Below are 21705 nucleotides of genomic sequence, written 5' to 3'. Positions count from 1 at the left end.
CAGTTACTACGCTAACAATAAGAGTCGGAAAGATGAGGTCGCCAGAATGTGGCGGTTTAGTAAATCTAATGGAATAACAGAAGGGCTCCATCGCAAAATGAAACTCATTCAGCGAAGCTTATGGTTTTAGAAATTTTGAAAATTATAGAGTACGTGTTAGGGTGCTCTGCGGATGATTAAAGCTGCTCCCGTAATTGGGAAAGAGCCAAATTACTAGGGTGCTGTGCTGTTAAATGTGAGTGCCCCCATAATTGGGAAAGAGCCCAGAAAAGTGGGGTGATACTCACTTTTTAAGGGTTTAACAAATCAATTATAACTTATTGATTATATAAGAGTTCTCATGGTGGCCAGAGGCAGAATCGAACTGCCGACACGAGGATTTTCAGTCCTCTGCTCTACCGACTGAGCTATCTGGCCCCGAGGGTTGCTATTAGACTCCGAGATGCGTTTTGAGTCAAGTGTTGAATGCATTTTTTTTTAAAAAAAATTGTTTTTCATTTCAATGTGAATTATTTCCTGAATACTTATTGTATGTGTTTTTTAAAATCATAGTGCTTTTTCTGAATAAGTTATTAATTTTTATCATAATTTAGTATGTAATAATCTCTTTTTGACTCCATTTAATTCAAAATGGAATATTATTTTTCTACTGTATTGTTTTTTTTCAGGAATTGAGAAGAGAGAGAAAGAATAGGAAATTTTTTATACGTTCTCCCTGGGTCTTTGATGTACAGAGCTTAGAAGTATGCTTATCAGGTTCTGGATACCGCGCATATAGGGCGGTATGTAGGCGGGCTAGGAAGTGCAGTTTGTAGGTGTGGCAGGAAGCCTGGTTTGTAAGTGCTTGAGTCATTCGGGCATAAAGCGATGTACGAAGTGGATTATGAAAATACCTGCATCAAACTCGCTAGGGAGTAGGCCAAAAAATTCAATATTTTAACAATAGAACCCTTAAATTTTATGACCTTCCTGCAGAGTTTTATAAGCTGGTTATTGCATGCTATTTTTAATCTTTGCAAAGTATGTTGATTTACTTCGGAGTATAGCCTGTTGGCTTTTCTGAGCCTTCACCAAAAAAATATTTTTGCATCTCTTCTTTTAAAAACTCGCGAGCTTTCGCTTCCATTAAGTTCAGGCGGTATTCATTGATGAGCATGGTTTGATGACTTAGCCACATGGTCCAGGCTTGTTTTGATACTTCATTATAAATCCGTTCTCCTAATGCGCCGGGGAAGGGTGGTTTTAATAAGCCTTCGGCATCCTGTTCTAATTTACAGCAATGTACTATTCTGGTCATGTTTTTGCCTCTTGTTTCCAACATCATAAACACAGTATAGTTTACGTGTTATTCGGCAATTGTGTAGTTAAAATGACTTTTATTTTTAATCTGAACGATGTTTTGCCTGAGCTAACAAAATATGTTGGGAAAGAATTTGCTCCTGTTCATTTGTTAATCCGTTAAACTGTACTGCCGTGCGGTAATTATGCTCATTTTGATATTGGCTGTAGACTACGGTCCCTTCTACAATTATGGGGATCATTTTGGGTTTAGTATAGATTACCAACTTTATCAGGGTTTTTTCTCTAATAAGGTCGGGCGTTTTAAATGCCATTCCACCCAGACTAAGATTAACCTTACGTAACTGAATTGTGTTCGTCATCAGCATTTGTCGTGATAAATAATCTATTTTTGCATTTAAAAGGTTAAGGTAATGGGCTATTGTGGGTTCTTTAAGAGCAATAACTTGGGTGAGTTCTGCCAATTCATAATCAATTTCTTGAAAATAATGTGCTGCCTCAAGATATCGTTGTCCATTTTTGCCTAAAAGTTGATCCACAACTGCGCGATCAGGACACAGCTCCCCAGGTTCCATAATTCGGTAGTTAAAATAGATATGATCTTCCACCCGAAAATGTTGACGTCTCTCATGTATAGGCATAATAGCTCCATTAACTGCATTTAGTGAACAAGTCCTTAGACTTATTATTTACATGATATTCCAATTTGCTCCTCATGTATCATGTCCAATATCGATGAATTTGGGGATGATTTTATTACCCACTCATCTTCTTCTTTCTCTTGTATTGTTTTAGTGATAACTATTGGTTCGGTCTTATTCAATCCTTTTTGCCGCACATTTGCAGCTAAAAATTGACTCCAAGACGTGGAAAGCGTTCCTAATTGATGTATTACCGTTTTTGCAATACTGGATAATTCCTGGCTTTTTTCTCGTGCTTGCAGGTAATTTGTTGCAGCACTGGCTTTGAGTATACACTCCTCCAAAAAGCTGATGAATTGCTTATCGGTGATTTTATCGTGTTTTATTGCTTCCGATACTACAGCGTTAAATTCAGATACTCTATCTAGCTTTAAAGCAGCGGTAAACGCATCATTTAACCTCATTGGGAATTTCAAAGGAGAAATCATTTGTTGTAATTGTTGTTGTGCGTCAAAAAAGAATTTTTTAATAACGTGCATGCCAAAGCCTCTATCATGGGCTGTGATAATAAGTGCTCTAAGTCGTTCCTCAGTTTCAACGATGCATTTCAATTTTTCATCAGTAGAGGCCTTATCGCACTTCATTTTTTTACAATAACTTGTAATCGTATTCATAATATAGGTTCTATTTCCCATAGTGTAAGCATCCTTGATTACTCCCAAATCAGCGGGATCCAGGTAGTTCGTAGTGGGGTCCAGAACTAATTGATATTCAGGATGAAGTGTGTCTTCCCTTAATGCTGCAAAGTGTACTCTACTTAAGGTTATAATTTTGGGTGAGGTATTGGTGATTGAATCAGCTCCACTGCGTCGTTTAATAAAATCCAGTATGGCTGAAGAAACTTTGTCACTAAACGTCAGCTGTATCAAGCCATTTCCAAGTTCTTCTACTTTTCTAACTTTATTTTGCTGTCTGTGAGTCCAAGGATATTTAAAGGCGCGGCCATCATCACTAAATAATATTGGATTATGCAGGAGTTTTTCAAAAATTAAGGCTTGTTTGATTCCGAAAGAGTCTATATCACCTGCCGTTTGGGGAAGTATATTATCAATTGCTTCAAGACGCTCTAATACTCGTGCCTGCAGGGTTTCTGCATCTTTTTCAAGAACCAGAAGATCACTTAACTCAGAAGTTAATTGACTTTGTTTTTCTATACTTAGTGGTTTTTTAAATTGTCGTTTAATTCGGGATGTTTGTTGGTGATGTTGCCATGCAATATGATTGATATATTGAATAATTTTATCGCCAATAGAGCGCAATTGCATGATGCTTTCAAATTTAGAATTCATGGATGAATCTTCAATAAGCGTGCGATTGCGTCCTAAGCCATGACGAGAGTGCTTTCTAAGAAAATCACCAGGTATAAGACACAATCTTGAATCAAGAATAAATCGATCAGTATCCATGAGTGATTGGTCAAAGATAAAAAGTGATTTTGCATTTCTTAATGCCTTGTTTTGGCAATTGCCGCCAATTGCATCGGTATCACTACAGAGATAAAGTAAACCAAGTATCTTGCCAAAATCTTCGATAAAGTAATCCGCTTGTATCCCTTCCCCAAGAGTTTTAATCGTTGAATAATGGGTATAGGTTTTTCCTGTAAGCCACGCATAAAATGTTTTCCCCAAAGAGAATTCACTCAGTAAACGTATTTCTTCAAAAGGTATGAATAATCCTGGATGCCCATTATGAGAAATTGTAGTTGAAGCAGCCGTATCTAATCCCATTAATCGGGAAAGATTGAGTGCCATGGCTTCATGTTGAACTTCTTTAATATTGCCATGTTTGGGCAATTTAATAATGGCTTGCGTGCTGAGTTTATAGCATTCTCTTTCAGTATGGTAATTCTCAATACTTAGACCTTCTGCACGCCCACATAAACAATTCAATTGTTTTTTTACACTCTCCAGGCTAATTAATGAGATTTTTTCTGTCACCCCACCTACGCTTTCTTGTAAGATGCAATAGACGAGGGTTGAACCATTGTCTTGTGGAATATTAATTCGTTTTAATTCATTGATTTTATTGAGATCCAATAAGATATTTAATCTCTTTTCTATGCTTTCCCTTTCTGTATCACTATTAAATGATCGTGCCATTTCTTCTTGTAGGCGTTGAATCTGCGAGGTGACTTGAAGTGAATTGGAGGCATCAAAAGGTATGGCTTCTGGAAAGGTTTGTGTCAGAGCATACAATTTTGTCCTGCTGTTAACGATTAAATCATCTAACTGAGCATCTATATCTTGGGGTATATGAGTCGAGCGTTCATAATAATCATCTTTGGGTAATCGAATAATTTCATGTGCATTCAAAGTATATCGTATACCTTCTTCTACTTTTTTAAGATCAACACTCTTTAGCAGAGGAGGAGAGCCTCCTTTTTCAAAAGTAGAAGCGTATTTAATGATCCCACAAAATTCTCGCCACTGGTCTGGATCCGTTTCCAGAGTCTTCAGGTCGAATAAACCCTTTTTATGGAGATCAAGGTGATCTAATAACTTATCAAGATCAGAATAAATCGCCAGATTTTCATCCTTTAGTTCCACTACAACAGGATTTTCACTTTGTTCTTTTAAAAAACGTTTAATAATCCTGTTTTTTTGCTCCAACTCCATTGGTTATGTCCTTATAAAACCAATTTGACCTGTTTATAAATATAGACAATTTTTATGCTTTTGGTCAAAAAGTACATTAGGGATTTCCGTATAATAATCAATGCGCATACAGATGAAAACTATATAAAATGACAATCCTTTCATTAAAAAGAGCATAAAAATTTGTTCTTAAGGTTCAGATAACCCTTTAATTTATTGAAAAGAGGGAATAGTAGAAGGCTCTTCTTCTAGCTTAAATTCTTCTTTTTGAAGTTCTTTTTTGAAGTATTGGAAATCAGAGCCGTACTCTTTGCAAAGTTCTATTAATTTGTTACGTACGTCTTTTGGCATACTTTTGTCTTTCTGAGTCAAACTCTCAATCTGATGATATGTTGTTGCTTCAAAATATGTCGTCCACCCTTTTTGTTCTAGTTGAGCGGTTATTTTCTCTGCAAGAGTTTTCATGATTTCTTTTTCATTACCTTTATACCCAGACCCAGAGTCTTTTATACCGCCGTCATGTAACCTTATGCGATTTTTAGCACCATTATAAAGTTGAAAATCGGTCCTAATTCTTTCTATGTCATCTAATAGAACAGATTTTTGAGACTTGACTGTTCCTTTTTCACTCCCAGTATGAAAAACTGATTCCATTTTACCGTATGAACCATCTGCATCTTTGGTTCCTTCAGGGGTGGCTTGAGTTGTTTTTTCCTTTTCGCCTACTACTTTTTTGTACATTCGATTAGCTAAATTAGTGAAAACTTTTAATCTACTCATTTTAATCTCTTTTTTACGTTACTATTAATATTTGTAGACCATAGAAAATACTGAAGTGTTAATTAATTGGCTGTATTGCAATTTTTTGCGGAAAATTTACAAATTTTATTCATTAATATAAAAATAAATACTCTTCGACGCGCACTACATAAATGTAGCGGTTTTAGAAATCCAGAGGATATAAAATAATCCCTTAAAGTTCCTGATCGCGTTTTCTTATTTTTAAGTAGTGAGAACTCTTCCTTGAGTCCATTATTTTTATCCAGTGGTTAAATTTTCCTGATGATTTACATCTTCTTCTGGTGTTTGCCTAAAAATATCCTGAGCATTAGGGTAATGCCCTCTCTTCTCCCCTCTAAAGAGCGCAGTGCCGACTCGACGTATCGATCTTTTCTTAACCTGAGGATCGTCATCTTTGGTGCCCTTGGCAAGTTTTGCGAAAAATCTATAGTTTTCTGCAAGGTCAACAGACGTTTTTTTCTTATGCTGAGGTTTTTTATCGGTTGGAGAAGCAGTTTTTGCTGCTTACCGGGTGATTCCTCATCAGTAGGTGGTTCTGCTTCAGCAGGTGTTTTAGGGGGGGATTTTGCGTCTCCTGATTTTTTAGTACTGTTATTTTTAATTACCATTGTCTCAGTTGAAAGGGACTCTTCATCCTTTTTGTCAGCACCTTTTTGGGGAAGAGGGGCGCTGGTTTCCTCTTCTGTAGGGTCCTTCTTTTTTTCTGATACATCAATCTCTTCCTCTTCGCTGTTTGAGGCCGGATCGTTTAGAGCTCTTATCTCATCCAAATGTGTTTGAAAATAATCATTAAAATTATTTGCTTCTGTGGCACCTAGGCTATCCAGAATTGTTGCAGGCAAAAACTCCAGTTGAATAAAATGAGTTCGGAATTCTTGATCATTAAAATTTAATGAAATGTCTATATTATCCACGGTAGTTACTCTTTTTACTCTGAAGAAACCAAAAGATAGGGCATGGATTATTTGTCTCCACCAACTTGCAGAATCCCAATCTTTTGCTAAAAGCGAGGCTTCAATATCCTGGGAAATTTGGGAAAAATAACTTTCTGAATATTCTTGATAACTTTTTATTGCTAACTTTTCAGCCATGCGATTGAGGCGAGGTTCTTTAGGATCTCGTTCTGAAATGGCAACAAATTATGTTCGCTTGTTCCAGAAAGTTTATTCCTTTGCGTTCATTGTTATGTAAGAGTTGATCAATTTCATTTAATTCGCGTTCAATGCCTAAATGTTTTGCCGGTAATTCTTTTTCAAGTTGTTTATAGAAATCATCAATATTATGATTCAAAGAAGGGAGTAATCTCTTGAATTGTTCTATGGTAAGCCTTTTTCCTTCCTTGTAACGCGTTAGCTCGTCAATAAGTATGGACAAGTTGGTAATGGCACGATTTGGTTTTTCAAAATGAGCGAGAACAGTTCTATTTTTCTCATTGGATTCTTGGGGCATTTCACCCAGTTGAGTTACGATGAGGAATTCTTTGAGCGCTTTGCCCATCTGATAGGACATCAGTTGCTCTACGTCGATTTGAGTAGTATATGCTATAGGTATGTAATCCTCACACTCTTCATTAAGACAAGCAAGATATTGTGGTGGGGCATAGCGTGGACTACTTCGTAGTGTACTGGCAAGTGATTTTGGGGAGCGTACGAATGTTTTTCGGTCACTTACCAGCAATTTATGGTTATGCACCAAGAAATTACTTAATTTAATATCAGGATGATAGGCATTTGCTTCTTTGAGGTTGAGGCAAAAATCATTAATCTAATTGAAGTAATATTCTGTTACGTCTGCATTTTTTGTTGGGGCTGACCTTTTAGTCCTTTTGCAATATCTAATAAACTTCCCTGATTGGCAAATTGACTTGGCCAAACGTAGAATTTGGGCATGATCATCCAGATTCTTTTTTAGAATACTATCTTTTTCTGCCAACACACTAAGCCGGGCGCTGATGGCTAAAAATCGTTCTTTTATTTCATTAAAATTGGCACTTCTTAATAATACATCCCGCTCTTGCATTAATTGATAGATATTTTTTCCTTTTATCTCATCTTCTAATCCAGAGGGTATTAATAATGCTGGAGCTTGTGCTGCAACAGCTTTTGCAAACTGAATCCCTTTAAAAAAGAATGACCCATGAGGATTAATTCCATGAGACTCTAGATGAGCTCTCCAACTTTTTGGGCCGCTTGCCGCAAGCCATTTAAATTCTCCCTCAGATATGGGTATTGAATTAATAAAATAATTGATTTTCTGTAAGTAGAATAAACGCTGGACTACATCTTCCTCAGGTATTTTATTAAATTCATGTATTTGGCGTATTAGCCTCCGGTGCTTTGCGTTAATAGGTGTTACTGTTAATACCATGGGTACTACTCCAACGTCAAACAATAGGCATCGATATAATTAAAAAGTTGTCAATTATTCCCACCCCTGAGATTTCATTTCCTTTGATAAGCAGGGGAAGCATAACATTAGTGAGATTTTAAACACCACTCCCATCAGTAATTTTAAAGATTGAGTAAAATTACAACATAGACCCATTTGTCTTTCAAGAAGTGCATTTGAATAAAAAGTGAATAATTGCAGCGTTCAAATCGTTTTATTTTTTTTAGCAAAGATCATGAACTCGTTTTCATTTGGGAAGACAGTTTTGGATGAAGTAATTACTAAGAAAACTACTATCTTAAGTGGTCTATTTTATGATTTAATATTTACTATTTCCAGCGTAAGAAAGGTTTATCATGACTTTTGTAGTAACAGAAAGTTGTATTAAGTGTAAGTACACTGATTGTGTTGAAGTATGCCCTGTTGATTGTTTTTATGAAGGCCCGAATTTTCTGGTGATTCACCCAGAGGAATGCATCGATTGTGCATTGTGCGAGCCGGAATGTCCTGTTAATGCAATTGTTTCTGAAGATGATTTAACTTCTGAGCAGCAACAATTTAAAGAATTAAATGCTGAGCTTGCTAAAAAATGGCCTAATATAACTGCAAAAAAAGATGCTCCGCCTGATGCCAAAGATTGGGAAGAGGTTAAGGATAAACTTCAATATTTGCAAGAAGAGTGGTAGAAATTACTTCGCTCGCTGAAACCTGTCAGCGAATTTTTGCTGAGAAAGGGCGGCTTTCTACTGCTATCCCCGGATTTATGGCACGTAAGCCACAGTCCGATTTGGCCGAGGCTATTGCTGCAGCAATCGAAGAAAAATCAATTTTAATTGCCGAAGCAGGTACAGGGACAGGGAAGACTTTTGCTTATTTACTTCCTTGTTTGTTAAGTGGAAAAAAAGCGCTGATTTCTACAGCAACCAAAACATTACAAGATCAGCTTTATCAAAAAGACTTACCTACTTTAGTCAGGGCTTTGGGATTATCTGCTCGTATACAAAATCTTAAAGGAAGATCCAATTATATTTGTCAATATCGTGTTGCATTACATTCTGAAGAAGGGCAATTCCAAAGCCCGCAATGTGCTCATGAAGTAGCTCACGTACGCAGTAAATTGTCACAAATGAAAAACGGTGATCGATCGGAGTTGCCTGAACTGAGTGAAGACTCTCCAGTTTGGCATTATGTAACCTCAACAGTAGATAATTGCTTAGGTATTGAATGTCCTGATCATGAAACATGCTTTCTACTCAAGGCACGCAAACGTGCTTTAGATGCTGATGTAGTCGTCATTAACCATCATCTATTTTTTGCTGATTCACGCTTGAAAGAAGAAGGGTTTGGTGAGTTATTACCTGGTGTTGAGGTGGTTATTTTTGATGAGGCTCATCAACTTGCTGAAACAGCAACCCATTTTAATGGTGAACGAATTGGAACACGTCAGTTTCGTGATTTATTGGATGATCTTATTAAAGAATGGCCCGCTGTAGACCTTGCTAATCAACCTTTAAAAGCTTTAAGCCATAAGGCAGACACGTTGATGGATGAGCTAGTAAGTAGTTTAGCGGAAGTTGATGACCGATTTAGTTGGGAGGAAATAAAGCATAACAAATCCTTTATGCGTGTTTGGGTTGATTGGTTGACATTAAAAGACGAAGTCATGGGGTGCTTCAGCGAATTATCGCTCGCTGAATTTCCTGGACTTGCGCGCTGCAAAGAACGATTAATGGAGTTTGCCAGAGTTTTATTGTTTTTTACTCAAGAAAATAATCAAAAAATACGTTGGCTAGAGCGCTTTAAACATACTTTAGTTTTTCATGTTACTCCGTATGATGTTGCTGAAACGTTCAGTAGTTTACTCAAGCGCCAGCAGTGTACTTATATTTTTACTTCTGCAACCTTAACCATTGCAGATTCTTTTGACTGTTTCTGTAAGCCATTAGGATTGCATGAGGCAAAAACTTTATTATTGCCCAGTCCTTTTGATTATCGACAACAAGCCTTGCTGTATCTGCCTAGAGGTTTACCCGATCCCAAAGATTCTACTTATTATGAATTATTAGTATCTCGAGCTATTCCTTTAATTGAAGCTTTAGGGGGGCGTTGCTTTTTCCTATTTACTAGCCATAAAGCGTTAAAACAAGTTGCTCAAATGATGGGCAGTATTTTAAACTATCCATTATTGATTCAGGGAACTGAGGCCAAACCCATTTTGCTTGAGCGTTTTAGGCAACTAGGCAATGCTGTTTTATTGGGGACCGCAACATTTTGGGAGGGGGTGGATGTTAAAGGGGAGGCTCTTTCTTGTGTTATTATTGATAAATTGCCTTTTTCCAGCCCAGTTGACCCTGTAATTCGCGGTAGAATGGCTTATTTAAAAGAAAAAGGTTTATCGGGTTTTGATGAGTTATCTTTACCTGGGGCAGTGATCTCTTTGAAGCAAGGAGTAGGGCGTTTAATTCGGGATAATACGGATAAAGGGGTTTTAATGATTGCCGATCCCCGTCTAACCAGTCGAGATTATGGTGGACGTATCCTGGCAAGCTTGCCTCAGTTACCGAAAACTCGTGATGAACACAGAGTGCTTCAATTTATCAGAGAATTAGAGCTGGATTATGAAACTGTTAGCGATTGATACATCTACAGAAATAGCCAGTTTGGCTTTGCTTACTGGAGAAGAGTTACTTTGTGAGGAACAAAGTAATCAAAAAACACATGCTCAATTTATTTTACCTATGATCGATAAGCTGATGGTAAATGCTGGTTTACAAATGAGTCAACTGGATGCCATAGTATTTGGTCGCGGACCAGGTAGTTTTACCGGTTTGCGAATTGCGTGCAGTATTGCAAAAGGTCTTGCCTATGCCAATGACTTGTCTTTAATTCCGGTGAGCGGCCTTGTTGCTGTTGCTTGGTCAGTCCGCCAGCAGATGCAGAAGAATAACCTGCCTGTATTAGCTGTATTGGATGCGCGAATGCATGAGATGTATTGGGCCTATTTTGCTGAGCATCAATGGACAGCAGAGGAATACGTCACTCCAGTACATAAACTCAGCCTTCCTGAAAAGCAATCAGTAATTCTTGCAGGAGTAGGGATAGACTCATATTGGGATGATGTTACTCCAGAAGTTAAATCACAAATAAGTGATAAATTAACAGTATATCCTTCTGCAGCAGCTATGATTCAGTTTGCTCGGTTTTCTGCGCAAAAGCCTATCGTAGCTGCCCAAGCACAACCTGTATATGTACGAAATAAAGTGACTTAGGATTATAGGAGAATTTTGTGGATAAAAAACTATTGGAAATATTAGTATGCCCTTTATGTAAAGGGAAGTTATTGATAAAAAAACAAGAACTTATTTGTAAATTTGACCGATTGGCATTTCCTATTCAGGATGATATTCCTGTGATGTTGGAACATGAGGCTCGAGTGATTTCATTAGAGGAAAAGGATAAGCTGTAACAATCGTATTGCAGCCTGGGTAAAAGCAGCGAAACTCAGGAATTACCGCATCGCTATACCTTTACCCAAGTAACAGATTATGATCTTGTAATGTATTTTTTACGCCAATACAGTAAAAATGCAGGGATCATCATGATTGCAATTCCTATAGAGAAAACCAGACGGAAGTGCGCGGCGCTGCCAAAATTCATAAACTCAACAGGTGGGATGAAGCCTACAATTAAAGTCATAGTACATCCGAATAAGCCCAAAATACAGGTCATATAGTAGCCGGTTTTTTTCCCTGGTATAGCAAAAGGTCTCTTAAGATGCGCATATTTTCCTTTTAATTTCCAGGCTGCAATAAACATCAAAACATACATCATGATGTAGAGTTCTGTACTTAAAGCAGTAAATAACCAGTATATGGCATTAACACTGGGAAACAAGAGAAAACCACTACACAAAAAAGTAACCAAAATTGCTTGGGTGATTAAAATTCGCGAAGCCACTCCATGTTTGTTCAACTGGCACATGGATTTTGGTAGGAAGTTATGGTTAGCAGCCATGAGCAAGCCTTTTGCAGGTGAGATAATCCAATTAATCATGCTGCCTAAACTTCCTAACAGGAGTAATGCAATAAGAAAAGGCAAGAGCCATTCCAGGTTATATGCTTGGAAAAAGTTATTAAAAGCTTGAAGTACGCCGTCAATTAGACTGATTTTCTCTTTTGGCAGAACAAAAGCAATAGCCAAAGAACCAAAAATCATTGTGGTTAAAATAAGCAGCACAGAAAAAAACATCGCACGAGGAAAATTGACTTGGGGGTTATGTACATTCCGAACATGTACTGCTGCGAGCTCCATCCCTAGGAACGAAGTCATTATTGCGGTGAGTGATACCCAGGATTGGCTGTCTTTCCAGTGTGGCAGTAAATGTGACAGGCTTAAATTAATTGCTATAGGGTTTCCTTTAATGACCCAAATCAGTGCAAGAATAATGATAAATCCCATAGGAAGTATCATTCCCAATATGGCGCAAAGACCTGCAAAATGTGCCGAGGCACGTAAACCCGATAAAGCGACTAGGGTTAAGGACCAGAATATAACCAGAATTACTGTAATTAAATAGTACTTATTTTGAGCGAGTTCGGGGTTGATTAAATAAGCTAACACTCCAGCAATAAAGGATAAAATAGTTGGATACCAGACCAAGGTATTGATCCATTGCAGCCAAATAGTAAAAAAGGCTAAATTTTCACCATATGCATGTTTGACCCAACTATAAATTCCACCTTCCTCGTCAGACCAGGTCGACGATAATTCTGCTGATACTAAAGCTACAGGAATTAAAAAAACAATTGCGGAAAAGATAAAGAAAAAAATTAATGAAGAGCCGAATAGAGCGGTTCCCGGTAAATTCCTAATGCTGTCAATTGCACCTGTAATTAATAAAACTAAGGCGAGTACGGATATTTTTTCAGAAGACCAATTGTTCATTAATTAAATAGACTTATTAAAAATGCCAGGCATTATATAGGAAGTTGGCGATGGACGTTACTGTTTATTTTATCACATAGTGTCAACTTTGTTACGTTTATGTAAAAAAATTACTAGGAAACACGAATATATATTCAGCTTACACACGGTAACCTATTTTTTCCCGCATTATTAGTGAACGATTTTGGGGGGCTTTGGATTAATTCCAGAGCTATTTGTCATGTAAATCAGATTGTTTTATTTGTTTCGGATTCGTAAAGAAAAATTTTCTTTTTTTCTCCTATGATTGAGGTAGAAAATCTTTTTTACGAACTTTAATACAATATCGAATTTGAGAAAAATTTCTATTCTTAATTGATAATCAGATTTACCTAGCTGATACAAAGTTATGTCTCTTTTTTTTCTTTATTAAAACCCCCTTTACAAACAGGAGATTGCAAAACAGTTTTGCTCTTATCTTCCCACTCGTCTGGAGTAAATAAATGCATGCTTAAGGCATGTAATCCAAGTTCAAATTCTTCTTTGAGCAATTGATTTAACAATCGATGTCGCGCAACTCGCGATAAATCAATAAATCGTGACGAGACCACAGTGATTTTGAAATGTGTTTGCGCACCTTCAGGGACATGATGATTAGATGATTCATCTTCGACATTTAAAAATGTAGGAACTAATTCCTGATTTATCACTTCTTCAATACGATTTTTACGTGACATATTAAACTCTTATTCATTTAAAATTCATAATAAAAAAGCCGCCCTTGAAGCGGCTTTTAAGAAAGATATAATTATATTCTGCAGTTTGCAGGGACGTATCGGTTGTTCGCAGCATTATTTACGGCACAAACCCAGGTAATTGGGTCAGTTGGTGGAGTTCCAGCAACAAGGGCGGCTCCGTTAGCTTGTGGCGTTAAAGTAAGAACTACGTTTTGTGCAAGCGCTGTATAAGTAATTGTGATTACACCCGTAGCAGCAGTAACAACAACACTTTGCACATTAGGTGTAGGGTTTGCAAAACTCCAGCCCTGACTTAAGTCAGCGTTACCTGTTGTTGCATTTTCAGAGACAGTTGTTTTTGCTGAAGAAGCAACACTTAACCCTTCTGTAACGCGAGCTCTGACGACGTAATCCTGATATGCCGGGATAGCAATTGCGGCAAGAATACCAACTATTGCTACCACTATCATTAATTCAATTAAAGTAAAACCTTTTTCTTTCATTATCTGCTCCTAATAATTGGTACAACAATAAATAGACAAATAGAATGTCATTTATCAAAAAGTTACAACTCAAATTAGGCTAGAACAACGATACAACCTGCCATGGTAAGAAAAGGTCCTGAAGTCCATTTTCTTTCCCTTATATTATTGTAGCAGATGAATAGACGGGTTGCCTAACGTGTAAGGCGGACTAACTTGAATATTTAATCAGACAATTTTTTATTCTTTTCAAAAGGTCTGATTTCTTTTATCACAATGGAACTGTTTGAAGAAATTCCCGATGCTGTAACTGGGTGTAGCGCAGCGGAACCGGGGATTCTGGATATGATAAAAACCTCTTAATCCTGGGTTCTGCTGCGCTGCACCTAAGTTACAGTTGTGATAGTACTTTAGGAACAAGTTGATTTTTTAAACGAACATAATCAGGCAATCCATTCACATAGTCAGGGTAAGCTTCGCCTTGAATCAAGGGTAATAAATACTGCTTACAGGCAGCAGTAATGCCCATTCCATCCGCAGCAATGTATTCCTTAGGCATGGCTTTTTCCTGATTGGCAACATCGGCTAATGGGACATGTCCAATAGACCATTGATAAGGTTCATCTTGTTCGCGAATGATAATAGGCATGATGGCATTATGACCTTTCATCGCATATTCTACGGCAGCCTTACCCAAAGCATAAGCTTGATCCAAATCTACTCTTGAGGCGATATGACGAGCGGCGCGTTGTAAATAATCTGCGACTGCCCAATGGTATTTATAATTCAGTTCCGTTTTGATTAACTGTGCAATAATTGGCGCAACACCACCTAATTGGGCATGGCCAAATGCATCACGAATCCCTGCTTCACTTAAAAATTTACCTTCTGTAGTGCGAATACCCTCTGAAACTACGACAACACAATAACCATAAGTTTTAACACATTCATCAACTTTACTCAGAAACTTTGTTTGTTGAAAAGGAACTTCGGGTAATAAAATAATATGTGGTGGCTCATCCGCTTGTTGACTGGCTAAGCCGCTTGCTGCTGCAATCCACCCTGCATGACGTCCCATTACCTCAAGGATAAAGACTTTTGTCGATGATGCAGCCATAGAAGCAACATCAAAACCTGCTTCTTTGGTGGAAATAGCTATATATTTAGCCACGGAACCGAATCCTGGGCAGGCATCTGTAAAAGGCAGATCATTATCGACTGTCTTGGGTATTCCAATACACGTAATTGGGTAACCCATTTTAGCCCCTAATTGCGATATTTTATGTGCTGTATCCTGAGAATCCCCACCGCCATTATAGAAAAAATAACCTATATTATGTGCTTTAAACACCTCAATCAGACGCTCATATTCATCACCATCATTTTTGAGTTTGTAGCGGCATGAACCAAAGGCACCAGAAGGGGTTTGTAGTAATTTGGCAATATCTGCATCACTTTCAAGCGATGTATCAATAAGTTCTTCATTTAAAGCGCCGATAATTCCATTTTTGGCTGCATATACTTTGCCAATATATTGCGGATATAACTTAGCGGTTTGAATCACAGCACACGCTGAAGCATTAATTACAGCCGTTACGCCGCCTGATTGAGCATATATTGCATTTTTTATAGTCATTCTTTCTCCTAGTTAGGTTACTGCTCATCTTTATCATTTTTGTGGAAGTTGCAAGAATAGGAATAGGGACTGTCTATTTCTACCTTGGATAAACTGTCCTGATTTCTTGCATTCCGATGCTCACATACTGCAAGGATGCTGCGCTTTGGTACTGGAAAATCAGGCCATTTTGGCTCAAGCTAACGAAATGCAAACAGTCCTAGTTAACTCTGATTTTCTGATTTTCGTACTCATTAATTACTGCATCAATACTTTGAATTAACTCTGCAAAAGGGGTGGCTAATTCTTCAATTGAAGCAGCATGTACCGCCAGTTTTTCTACATGAACTACTTTTTTCTGTAACGTGGGTACTCCGGAAAAACAGCATGCCCCGTGAAGTTTATGTGCTGCTTCTCCTAATTTTTTAATGTTTTTATCATGCATTAACTGGATGAATTCTTCACGATTTTTATGGAGCTCTTCAACAAATCGTGCAAGGAATTCTTCCGCAAGCACTTGATTTCCTGATACTTTTTGTACACATAATTGCCAGTCGATTGCCGCATGTTTTGATTTATCTGCAATACGAAGAATTTGTGTAAGTAATTGTTTTTCATCTATAGGCTTTTGTAAGCAATAGTCAACACCTGCTTTTTTCAGATCAATACTATTTACATCACTGCCATTCGCGCTAATCAAAACTATAGGGGTATGACGGTTAAGTTGCGATTTTTGACGAATGAGTCGAGCTGCTTCTAAACCATTTATTTTCGGCATTTGTAAGTCAAGTAAAATCAAGTCATATTTTTTGTCATTGCATGCAGATACAGCCATCTCACCATCATCAACTGAAGTCATGTTTGCGTGGGTGCCTAATAAAGAGTTCAAAAGCATTTTATTAACGGGGTTGTCTTCGGCAATAAGCAAATCTGGATGCATAAAACGTAATTGTTCCCTTAAGCTATCCAATTCATGATTGACTGGCTTTTCAATATTTTCTAGGCTAGTAAGTGATTCAATAACGTCTTGGAGTTTCTGAATACTAATTGGTTTATATAAAAAGCCTTGACCACCAAGCGCGGTGTAATCATTAATAAGCCATTTGGAAATCAATACATAAGGAAAGTAATTATGCTCTGAGATAATTTTAGCGATTTTTTGCTCGTAGCCTTTATTAATATTGAGAAAAGCAATTTTACAGTCTTTATTATTCTCCAGGGCTTTTTCAAGGTGGTTCAACGAATTTACAGGGACGCATTGTATTCCCCAATAGCCTAAGCCATTACACAGAGCTTCCAAGTGCAGGGAATTATCGTCAAAGCACAGCATTTTGTAATGGGCAAAGGGGTGTATTTGGTTTTTTTCTATTTCATAAGCAACCAGCTTTTCGACTTTGACATGGGCAGTAAAGCTAGAGCCTTTATTGAGTTCACTTGTAAATGTAATCCGACCATGCATTTCTTCACAGAGTTTTTTGCAAATAACTAAACCAAGGCCTGAACCGCCATAACGTCGCGTAATGCTTGTATCCGCTTGGTTAAATGCCGTAAACAATTTACTTTGATCTTCGGGAGAAATACCCAGACCGGTATCTGTAATTGTGATGCATAAAGTATAATCTCTATCTGTTTCCTGTTCTACTTTGGTGCGAACCAACACATAACCATGATCTGTAAATTTAACGGCGTTGGTTACCAAGTTGGTGATAAATTGTTTTATTCTGAAGGGATCTCCCAAAATAATTTTGGGTACATTAATGTCGGTTATGGGGATTAAATCAATTCCTTTTTTATGTGCATTCGGTGCCGCGAGTGTAAGGACTTCATCAATGCAATGACGAATATTTAATGGGATGCAATCCAGATGAAGTTTTCCAGCATCGATTTTGGAAAAATCGAGAATGTCGTTAATTATTCCTAATAAATCTTGTGCAGAAGTTTTTATCGTTTTTACATAATCCAATTGCAATGGATCAAGTTTGCTTTCCAGTAAAACATTAGTGAAACCAATTACTCCGTTCATTGGTGTGCGGATTTCATGACTCATATTGGCAATAAATTCTGATTTTTGCCGACTTTTTTCTTCTATTTTTTTCTTCTCGAGTGATAGTTCGATATTTTTTTCTTCTAACAGCTCAAGACTTTGCTGCAAATCTTCGGTGGCTACTTCAATATGTTGATTTAAATCACGAACTGTCTCGAGGTATTTTTTTTGTAAATGGGCACAACCTTGCTCAATAGTACCTAGTTCACCGGGACTGGTTGTTTTTATTTCCGTTTCGAATTCATTTCGCAAAATTTGTTTCATACTTCTACGTAAACGAGAAATAGGTAAATAAATCTTCTTGGACAGAAAATAGTGAATGGTTAATCCCATAAGCAAGCCAAATAGGGTAATAAAAATCGTTACTATGAGCATTTGATAGCGCTTTATAATCATCGAGCGCGTATCAATATCAATGGATAACCAACCTAAAATATCATCTGCACGAGTAGCCATAGGACTCAGTAGGTTCTGGAAGGATGAATTGGAGTAAAGATTAAATTTAGGAATAGTAACTGGTGCGATGAAATTAATAGTGAAAGGATTAATTTGCTTACTTTCAATGTAATCCCCTGTAAATTTAGGTGGATTAAATGGCTTATTCAGCGAGTGTTTCCCACCACGATAGGCTAGCAATTGCCCATCACTACTGTAAAAGGCTAGAGCTATTACTTCCGGGTTAATTGTAGAAGCATTAATTAAACCTTGCAAAGTACGATCATCGCGTCGGAGCATGGCGTATTGAGCGGCAGGAAGCAATTGACGGATATAAGCTTCTCCCAAACGCGACATATGTTGTTTTAAGTCATTACCAAATAGTCCATTATAAAAAATAGCGAGAAGCAGGGCGACTAAAAAGGCTGGGATTAGGGTAGTAATTCTCAGTTGATACTTAATACCAATGCTTTTCAAAATAACTCACCAAGTAGTTCGGGTAATACTTTTATTTTAGCCTGTGTGCAGCGCTGTGTAACCTGGTATGATTTGTACAATACACATCTCCGGAAACTCTATTCCAGTCGAGAATTGCTTCGTCGCTCCAGTACTTGAATCCTCATATCCCTGGGCATTCTCTCTGGTTCTACGCTCCGGACCTCCTCGCACTTCGCTTTCTGTAGCGAGTATCTGAAGAAGTCTAAATATTCAAATGTCTTGCTTCACCCTGGCTGCAAAGTCAGTTATTATAGCCCGATTATTTTATTCCTTACAATGTGGAAGAGATTATGACAGTTAGAACCCGATTTGCACCAAGCCCAACTGGTTTTTTACATGTGGGTGGAGTGAGAACTGCTTTATTTTCATGGCTTTATGCAAAACGCCATCATGGCGAATTTATATTACGCATAGAGGACACTGATCAGGAACGTTCCACCAAAGAATCGGTACGAGCTATTCTGGATGGCATGGCGTGGCTAGGCATGGATTATGACGAAGGTCCATTTTATCAAACCGAGCGTTACGAGCGATACAAGCAAGTGGCACAGCAATTTTTAGATGAGGGTAAGGCTTATCGGTGTGAATGCAGTAAAGAACGTCTGGAGTCTTTGCGCGCAGAACAATTAGCTGCTAAAGAAAAACCTCGGTATGACGGTTACTGCCGAGATAAAAATCTGCCTTTATCCGATAAACCTTTTGTAATTCGTTTTAAGAATCCTGAACAAGGAACTGTAACATTTCACGATGAAGTATATGGAGAAATTCATGTGGCAAATAGCGAGCTGGATGATTTGATTCTAGTACGCTCCGATGGTCATCCAACCTATAATTTTGCTGTGGTTATCGATGATATAGATATGAAAATCACGCATGTAATTCGCGGTGATGATCACATTAATAATACACCAAGACAAATTAATCTGTTTCAGGCACTTAAGGCTTCCATTCCCGTATTTGCTCATCTACCTATGATCTTAGGAGAAGATGGTAAGCGTTTGTCAAAAAGACACGGTGCAGTGAGTGTGTTGCAATTTAAAGAGTTGGGCGTTCTACCGCACGCTTTGTTGAACTATTTGGTACGCTTAGGCTGGTCTTATGGCGATCAAGAGATCTTTAGCATCAATGAGATGATTGAATACTTTGATTTAAGGAATGTAAGTCGGGGAGTTTCGAGTTTTAACTATGAGAAATTGTATTGGTTAAATCAACATTATCAAAAAAATGATCCAGTCGAGGCGGTGGCTGAAGCCTTGCGTTGGCACTTTGAAGAAGCTGGCATTGATCTCTCCAAAGGACCTAAGTTAACTGATTTAGTTGCCATTCAAGCGGAGCGATGTAAAACTTTGACTGAAATGTGTCAAATGAGTCTGTACTTTTTTACTGATTCGATTGAGTACGATGAAGCTGCGGTAAAAAAACATTTGCGTCCCGTTATTTTAGAGCCATTGACCGCGCTTTATGAACGTTTGCAAACGGTAAAATCCTGGGAAAAAGATCATTTACAAGAATGCATTAATGATATCAGTGCGCAATTTGATATTAATATGGGAAAAATAGCACAACCGTTACGAGTTGCAGTAACAGGTTTTGGGATGTCGCCGTCTATCGATATGACATTGACTTTATTGGGAAGGGAAAGGGTGTTAACTCGCCTTCAAAATGCCTTGGAACAATTAAAAATCAGAGCCCAAGCAAGTAATTGATGAATACCCTCAAGACTGTAGGTGATGCATGTGTCGCCTGCAGACTCTATAAGTCCGAAATGTATCATGTACTGTTGGACCGACAAAAATTTTTATGAAATGAAGGATGATACATTATGAAATTAAAATCACGATTCTTGGGATTTGCCTTAAGTGCTTTTTTGGCGTCACCCATACTTTATGCCGGTTTTGATACTTCTTCCGAACTCACGAATCAATTGCAAAAAGAGATTGATTCCTATTATAAAAAGTACAGTAAAAAAGAAAAATTTACTGCGATTGCTGCTTCTGTCTTGATTCCTCAGAATCAAGGAAATTATAAAAAAGAAATCAAAACGGTTGTGCACGGCACTATGGGTTATCCTCCTTTATCCCAACTTATTACCTCTAATAATTTGTTTGACATTGGCAGTATTACCAAATCTTTTACTGCATTAATTCTTTTGCAATTACAGACCGAAGATAAATTGACACTAGATGATCGTTTGGGTAAATGGTTGCCACAATATCCCAATTGGAAAAATATTACTTTAAGACAATTATTAAATATGACAAGTGGTATACCGAATTATTCTGAAGATGATGAGTTTTCCAAAGAAATGGAGTCAAATTTAGATAAAGTTTGGACTGATGAGGAGCTGCTTAAATACGCTCACCCTGAAAAGCCACTCAAAAAGAAAAAAGGGAATCTTTTTGAATACTCTAATTCCAATTATATTCTTGCTGCTTTGGTAATAGAAAAAGTGACCAATGATACTTTTGCAAATCAATTAAAATTGCGAATAATTAATTCAAAAAATGGATTGAATAATTCATTTTATCTTGCCGGACCCGATGGTCAATCAGTAGGAAAAGCGATCGAAAATCGCAGGGTACATGGATATTTATATGATGAGAAAAAAAATAAATTAATTGATACACTCACCAATGACTTATCCTGGGGCGCTGCTGCTGGTGCAATTGTAGCTACACCCGAAGATGTAGTACATTGGGTGCAATTGCTCTATCGCGGAACTTTAATTAAACCCATTTTTAGGGAGCAAATTTTAGCTGAATTAGAATCTGTTGTATCTATGAAAACAGGGCAGCCGATTCCTAAAGTGACTGAAGATGATCCTTATGGATTTGGATTGGGTGTAGGGTATCTTTATGATAACGATCTTAAACAAAGTTTTTGGGTATACAAAGGAAGCACCTTAGGCTTCCGTGTGATGTATTTTTGGCAACCTTGCAATAATGTTACTACAGTGGTTGCTTTAAATAGCAAAGGAGGGGAAGGAAATCCGAATTCTAAATTAGGCGATGAGATCATGGAAGCAAACCGAAATTTATACAAAGTCATTTTGAAAAATTATCCTGAGTTACAGTGTATCTCGTGAGTTTTACCCTTTGCTCTTCTCCCATTTCGTATGGGGGAACCAAGTGAAACTTTAAAATGCCCTGAATGTGCTAAATTCAATCAGATTGTGGCATGAATACTTA

General features: G+C 37.6%; 18 protein-coding genes, 1 tRNA gene and 1 pseudogene. 7 read left to right on the top strand and 13 right to left on the bottom strand.

What is annotated here, in order from left to right; all coding sequences use genetic code 11:
- Positions 1 to 28: 28 nt before the first annotated feature.
- Positions 29 to 176: pseudogene (locus LXO92_RS13040) on the top strand (transposase); the annotation flags it as partial.
- Between the two features lie 165 nt (positions 177 to 341).
- On the opposite strand, the gene LXO92_RS13035 reads toward LXO92_RS13040, so the two are convergent.
- The 8 genes from LXO92_RS13035 to LXO92_RS13000 form a co-directional block, all read right to left on the bottom strand.
- Positions 342 to 417 (bottom strand) — tRNA-Phe (locus LXO92_RS13035).
- Between the two features lie 613 nt (positions 418 to 1030).
- Positions 1031 to 1297 carry an oxidative damage protection protein gene (locus LXO92_RS13030; protein WP_182349983.1) on the bottom strand — a complete coding sequence of 89 codons (267 nt, stop codon included), beginning with the start codon at positions 1295 to 1297 and terminating at the stop codon, positions 1031 to 1033.
- 85 nt (positions 1298 to 1382) lie between these two features.
- Positions 1383 to 1940 (bottom strand): PilZ domain-containing protein, encoded by a 558-nt coding sequence (locus LXO92_RS13025; protein ID WP_182349982.1) that lies wholly within the window; start codon positions 1938 to 1940, stop codon positions 1383 to 1385.
- Positions 1941 to 1984: 44 nt separating this feature from the next.
- The gene (locus LXO92_RS13020) at positions 1985 to 4615 is read right to left on the bottom strand and encodes a hypothetical protein (RefSeq protein WP_232891129.1); all 2631 of its coding nucleotides are present in this window, start codon (positions 4613 to 4615) and stop codon (positions 1985 to 1987) included.
- 192 nt (positions 4616 to 4807) lie between these two features.
- Entirely contained in the window at positions 4808 to 5374 is a 567-nt protein-coding gene (locus LXO92_RS13015; RefSeq protein ID WP_182349980.1) for a hypothetical protein, read from the bottom strand.
- Between the two features lie 287 nt (positions 5375 to 5661).
- Positions 5662 to 6486, bottom strand: coding sequence for a hypothetical protein (locus tag LXO92_RS13010; protein ID WP_232891128.1), 825 nt, complete (start codon positions 6484 to 6486; stop codon positions 5662 to 5664).
- Positions 6487 to 6505: 19 nt separating this feature from the next.
- Complete coding sequence (locus tag LXO92_RS13005; protein WP_232891127.1) at positions 6506 to 7087, bottom strand: hypothetical protein; 582 nt, start codon at positions 7085 to 7087, stop codon at positions 6506 to 6508.
- Between the two features lie 72 nt (positions 7088 to 7159).
- A complete protein-coding gene (locus LXO92_RS13000; RefSeq protein WP_232891126.1) occupies positions 7160 to 7762 on the bottom strand; it encodes a hypothetical protein in 603 nt (200 codons plus the stop codon).
- A gap of 377 nt (positions 7763 to 8139) precedes the next feature.
- Between LXO92_RS13000 and fdxA the strand changes: the two genes are divergently transcribed.
- From fdxA to LXO92_RS12980, 4 genes are read left to right on the top strand one after another with little or no spacing between them, the layout of a single operon-like run.
- Complete coding sequence (gene fdxA, locus LXO92_RS12995; RefSeq protein ID WP_182349979.1) at positions 8140 to 8469, top strand: ferredoxin FdxA; 330 nt, start codon at positions 8140 to 8142, stop codon at positions 8467 to 8469.
- Positions 8463 to 10421 (top strand): DNA repair helicase YoaA, encoded by a 1959-nt coding sequence (gene yoaA, locus LXO92_RS12990; protein WP_232891125.1) that lies wholly within the window; start codon positions 8463 to 8465, stop codon positions 10419 to 10421. The genes fdxA and yoaA overlap by 7 nt, the downstream gene beginning before the upstream one ends.
- On the top strand, positions 10402 to 11052 hold the full coding sequence (tsaB, locus tag LXO92_RS12985; RefSeq protein ID WP_182349977.1) for a tRNA (adenosine(37)-N6)-threonylcarbamoyltransferase complex dimerization subunit type 1 TsaB: 651 nt from the start codon (positions 10402 to 10404) through the stop codon (positions 11050 to 11052). The genes yoaA and tsaB overlap by 20 nt, the downstream gene beginning before the upstream one ends.
- 17 nt (positions 11053 to 11069) lie before the next feature.
- Positions 11070 to 11249 carry a Trm112 family protein gene (locus LXO92_RS12980; protein WP_019231979.1) on the top strand — a complete coding sequence of 60 codons (180 nt, stop codon included), beginning with the start codon at positions 11070 to 11072 and terminating at the stop codon, positions 11247 to 11249.
- A 77-nt stretch (positions 11250 to 11326) separates the two neighbouring features.
- On the opposite strand, the gene LXO92_RS12975 is transcribed toward LXO92_RS12980, so the two are convergent.
- From LXO92_RS12975 to letS, 5 genes are all read right to left on the bottom strand, one after another.
- Entirely contained in the window at positions 11327 to 12727 is a 1401-nt protein-coding gene (locus tag LXO92_RS12975) for an APC family permease (protein WP_182349976.1), read from the bottom strand.
- 386 nt (positions 12728 to 13113) lie between these two features.
- Complete coding sequence (locus LXO92_RS12970) at positions 13114 to 13443, bottom strand: BolA family protein (RefSeq protein ID WP_232891124.1); 330 nt, start codon at positions 13441 to 13443, stop codon at positions 13114 to 13116.
- Positions 13444 to 13514: 71 nt separating this feature from the next.
- A complete protein-coding gene (locus LXO92_RS12965) occupies positions 13515 to 13946 on the bottom strand; it encodes a pilin (protein WP_220471037.1) in 432 nt (143 codons plus the stop codon).
- A gap of 370 nt (positions 13947 to 14316) precedes the next feature.
- Positions 14317 to 15561, bottom strand: a complete 1245-nt coding sequence (locus LXO92_RS12960; protein ID WP_182349974.1) for a 6-phosphofructokinase — start codon at positions 15559 to 15561, stop codon at positions 14317 to 14319.
- Between the two features lie 199 nt (positions 15562 to 15760).
- Entirely contained in the window at positions 15761 to 18499 is a 2739-nt protein-coding gene (letS, locus tag LXO92_RS12955) for a two-component system sensor histidine kinase LetS (protein WP_182352839.1), read from the bottom strand.
- Positions 18500 to 18807: 308 nt separating this feature from the next.
- On the opposite strand from letS, the gene gltX reads away from it, so the two are divergent.
- A complete protein-coding gene (gltX, locus tag LXO92_RS12950; protein WP_232891122.1) occupies positions 18808 to 20223 on the top strand; it encodes a glutamate--tRNA ligase in 1416 nt (471 codons plus the stop codon).
- 116 nt (positions 20224 to 20339) lie between these two features.
- Positions 20340 to 21602, top strand: coding sequence for a serine hydrolase domain-containing protein (locus LXO92_RS12945; protein WP_232891121.1), 1263 nt, complete (start codon positions 20340 to 20342; stop codon positions 21600 to 21602).
- Positions 21603 to 21705: the final 103 nt, after the last annotated feature.

This window comes from Legionella resiliens (genome assembly GCF_021344005.1).
In the GTDB taxonomy this organism is placed as follows: Bacteria; Pseudomonadota; Gammaproteobacteria; order Legionellales; family Legionellaceae; genus Legionella; species Legionella resiliens.
The sequence above is the reverse complement of the archived record's forward strand: the minus strand, read 5'-3'. Positions and strand labels throughout refer to the sequence as shown.

What these genes read in the sequence shown, in the direction of transcription:
- LXO92_RS13025 (WP_182349982.1), bottom strand. Translation starts at nt 1,940, where the DNA reads ATGCCTATACATGAGAGACGTCAACATTTTCGGGTGGAAGATCATATC.
- LXO92_RS12960 (WP_182349974.1), bottom strand. Translation starts at nt 15,561, where the DNA reads ATGACTATAAAAAATGCAATATATGCTCAATCAGGCGGCGTAACGGCT.
- tsaB (WP_182349977.1), top strand. Translation starts at nt 10,402, where the DNA reads ATGAAACTGTTAGCGATTGATACATCTACAGAAATAGCCAGTTTGGCT.
- LXO92_RS13030 (WP_182349983.1), bottom strand. Translation starts at nt 1,297, where the DNA reads ATGACCAGAATAGTACATTGCTGTAAATTAGAACAGGATGCCGAAGGC.
- LXO92_RS13010 (WP_232891128.1), bottom strand. Translation starts at nt 6,486, where the DNA reads ATGGCTGAAAAGTTAGCAATAAAAAGTTATCAAGAATATTCAGAAAGT.
- LXO92_RS13000 (WP_232891126.1), bottom strand. Translation starts at nt 7,762, where the DNA reads ATGGTATTAACAGTAACACCTATTAACGCAAAGCACCGGAGGCTAATA.
- LXO92_RS12970 (WP_232891124.1), bottom strand. Translation starts at nt 13,443, where the DNA reads ATGTCACGTAAAAATCGTATTGAAGAAGTGATAAATCAGGAATTAGTT.
- LXO92_RS13020 (WP_232891129.1), bottom strand. Translation starts at nt 4,615, where the DNA reads ATGGAGTTGGAGCAAAAAAACAGGATTATTAAACGTTTTTTAAAAGAA.
- gltX (WP_232891122.1), top strand. Translation starts at nt 18,808, where the DNA reads ATGACAGTTAGAACCCGATTTGCACCAAGCCCAACTGGTTTTTTACAT.
- LXO92_RS12965 (WP_220471037.1), bottom strand. Translation starts at nt 13,946, where the DNA reads ATGAAAGAAAAAGGTTTTACTTTAATTGAATTAATGATAGTGGTAGCA.
- LXO92_RS12975 (WP_182349976.1), bottom strand. Translation starts at nt 12,727, where the DNA reads ATGAACAATTGGTCTTCTGAAAAAATATCCGTACTCGCCTTAGTTTTA.
- LXO92_RS12945 (WP_232891121.1), top strand. Translation starts at nt 20,340, where the DNA reads ATGAAATTAAAATCACGATTCTTGGGATTTGCCTTAAGTGCTTTTTTG.
- LXO92_RS13015 (WP_182349980.1), bottom strand. Translation starts at nt 5,374, where the DNA reads ATGAGTAGATTAAAAGTTTTCACTAATTTAGCTAATCGAATGTACAAA.
- fdxA (WP_182349979.1), top strand. Translation starts at nt 8,140, where the DNA reads ATGACTTTTGTAGTAACAGAAAGTTGTATTAAGTGTAAGTACACTGAT.